Genomic DNA, 3,464 nt, shown 5'->3' on the forward strand with positions numbered 1-3,464 from the left:
TCGCATCAATCTTTATCAAGGAGTAACTAGAGATTTAAGGTGGTATGAAGTACATGATGATAATCAGACATTTCACAGAAAAGGTAGTCCTTGTCTTCGTAATAGAGAAGTTATTTATCGGCAATTTTTTAACGATAATTTTCCTGTAAAAACAACAAAAGGTCATTCATTTGCTATTCCACAGAATAAATACTCTTTTTATAAAGATGATCGGAGAAAGGAAGAAAAGATATCGGTAGAGATTACCCAAGAAACTTATGACCAAGTGTTGCGATATATGGGATTAACATCTGACGAAATAGCTAATCAAGACCCTTATATTTTAAATATTCTTAAAAAAAATGGTCGAGTTCCACTTCATAACTTGAGTGGTGCAAAGCGAACTTCAGGAACAATAGAATTTCCCAAAAATGAATTAACAGGAACAGCTATATTTATGGATTCTAAATTAGATTCACCTAAATATGAATCTGTAATTAGTAATATGCGATGGGAAAATTTAGACCCAAATAGAGATAACAACATTCTCTACTTAAATGGAACAGAAAATTTACAAGGAATAGTTAATGCAGGCAAATCAATATTGTCAAAAATAATAGCTGTTCATGGTGCTAAACAAGGAAAAAGAACTACCCTTGTCCTCACAGATGTTTTAGCAGTTTTAGAAACAGTAGATGAACTTTCTAAAATACTCAAAGATGATGGAATTAAAGTTGCTCCTATTCTAGGATTATCAAATAGAAAAACTCATACTGCCAGACTACATTTTTCTCTACGTCATAGTCAAGAACCATATCAACATGAAGGATTAAGAAATCTTTCTACTGTATGTTTACTTGATTCTCTACAAGATGGAACATTATTGCCAACAATAGATGCTTCTACAGCTCCTTGTTCTGGAAAATTATATAGGCAAAGAGATAGTCAAGAACGAGAAGATGAATCTCATACTTCAACCCCCTATAATTGCCCTTTGTATTATGTTTGTCCGGCACATAAAACAAGTAGGGATTTAATTGAAGCAGAAATATGGGTGACAACTTTACAGGCGTTGTTTTATACAAGAGTTCCTAAACAATTATTACCAAAGAATGAAAATATCAAATATGGAGAACTGGTAAATTTAGCTAGTGAAATAGTAATTATTGATGAGTCGGATAAATGTCAACCTTTATCAGATGAAACTTTCAGTCCTGCCATAACAATTTTAGGCAAAGGTTCAGAGGCATTAATTAATTATTTAGACCGCTTAGTAGTAGATAAAAATGAGCAAACTAATTTAGGGCATTTATATGAACCTCTAGTAGAAAGTTGGCAATCAGCAAAAGAAATTGTAATGTTGCTTTTTACTTTAGCGTGGCCTTTAGTCCAACATAATTTTATTGAAAATTGGATAGATAGGGGATACTTTACAACATCTTTATTGCTCAATCAGATTGCAGATATTTTAACCCCGGAAGATATTCGAGAAAACCGGGAAAATTCTCGTCATATTTATCAAATATTTCTCGCATATCAAAATGACCCCCTTGATACTACTATTTCCACACTTGAAGATAATTATAATAATTTAGCTATAGACTTAAGAATAATTTCTAATCAACTGCGGGATAAATCAAGAGCGTTGCAAAAGATTAAAACCTGGATTATTAATTGTCAAATAATTTCTGGAAATCAATTAAACGATTTAGATTTAGAACAACTCTCTAAAAAACTTTATTTTGCTTTAGCACTAGAGGAGGCATCAAGGAGACTTTTTTTTGTAGTTGAATATTTACCAATCGTGCAGCATATTTATAATATTGAAGATACTTCTATATCCTTTAAACCTCCAAAAGATTTTGAATATTGTTTACCAGCATCCCCCCTGGGAAATAGATTAGTTTTTTCTTATGTTAAAAGTAGTAAAGAGAATCAACCAGGAAGATTAGATTTAATTAGATATTCAGGAATAGGGCGTTGGTTTTTGCTAAATTTCCATAGATTATTTGAGTGGAATGGAGTCGAGAAACCACAAGTTTTATTAATGTCAGCTACATCTTGGGCGGGAAATTCTTCTACGTTTCATTTGCAAATTCCTGTTGATATTATGATTAAACCTTCTGAAGAAAATCTAGAACGCATCGCTAGAGAAAGCAAATATAAATTTTTCCCATTTGTAGAAGGTGAAAATCTTTTAAAAATATCTGGTTATTACAATAATAATAAACCAGAAGCTTTCAAGAAAATGGCGCAACGTTTATGTGCTAAAGATAGCGATGGCAAAAATTTTTTAGAACGAGTTAGAGACGAAATTCAAGATTCCCAACGACGTAGACTTTTGCTTTTAGTCGGGTCTTACCGGGATGCTCAACTACTGCAAGGTTTGATTAAGCAAAATTATCCTGCTTGGGGTGAGGATGAAATATTTGCTCTGCAAGCAGACTTGAAAGATATTGATGCTTTAGGAGAGGAAAGAGCGGGAGGAATACAACGGGGAGATGTTGCTCAATTTGCTAAAGCAGAGTCAGCATGGATTTTGATTGCTCCGATGATGGCGATTGAACGGGGTCATAATATTCTTAATATGGACCGGGTTGCTGCATTTGGAGCAGCATTATTTCTAGTACGTCCGTTTCCCGTACCCGATAACCCTGAATTGTTGGTACAAATGCTTAACTATTGGACAATAGAAAAAATTAGCGATCGCGACTTTTTTGATTCTCTTGAGTCTAACCTAGATCGACAACCTACTCTTGGAGAATATGGTGATTATTTTCTCAGACAAGCAAGAAGGTATTATAATTGGTTGTCTAACTTGACTCTAATTTATACAAAATTGCCTAGTGATGACCAGATAAGAAATATTAGAAGTGATATTTCTTGGTCTTTGCGTGTGTTGATGAATCAGGTAAGTGGTCGCTTAATTAGAGGAGGTGTAGGAGCTAATATTTATTTTGTTGATGGTGCTTTTGCTCCAGAATCAGCTTTTTCCAGGATTGATACTTCTAGCACTAGCTTATTGGTTTCTATTTTGGCAGAAATTAATAGATATCGGGATGAAGTTGTCGCCGAAAATTTGTACGAACCTTTCAACAGACCTATGTTGGATATGATAGGAAATACAATTTTTGTCAATCATCCAGAAATATTTCAGGATAACTAAACAAAACAATAAAATTATGTCAGAAGAATTAAGAGAACTTATCTATACAATTGTAGAAAATCCAGAGCCATTTTTTGATAATTACTACAGTCTTAGTTTTCCTAAACAGTGGTTAAGTGAGTTAAACCTTGCTCTATCCTTGCTGAAAAGTGGAAAGAAAGTTAAACCAAAAACTACTATACCTATAGACTCACTAAATGCAACTCTCAAAGCAACTGCTAGTCTGATTCAAGTCTCTAAAGGTATTACAAAAGATAATAATTCTTCTCCCTTATGGTTATTAACAACAGGAAAAGAAATTAATATTAAATCTCTCAGA

The 3,464-nt window shown here is 33.3% G+C and carries 2 protein-coding genes; both read left to right on the forward strand.

Annotation, left to right across the window (positions count from 1 at the left end):
• On the forward strand, nt 1-3,145 hold a 3,145-nt coding region (locus AC3DU7_RS28975), incomplete at its 5' end, for a hypothetical protein (RefSeq protein ID WP_488042717.1).
• Between the two features lie 16 nt (nt 3,146-3,161).
• A partial coding sequence (locus tag AC3DU7_RS28980) for a hypothetical protein (protein ID WP_488042718.1) occupies nt 3,162-3,464 on the forward strand: 303 nt, incomplete at its 3' end.

It is taken from the genome of Okeania sp. (genome assembly GCF_983059655.1).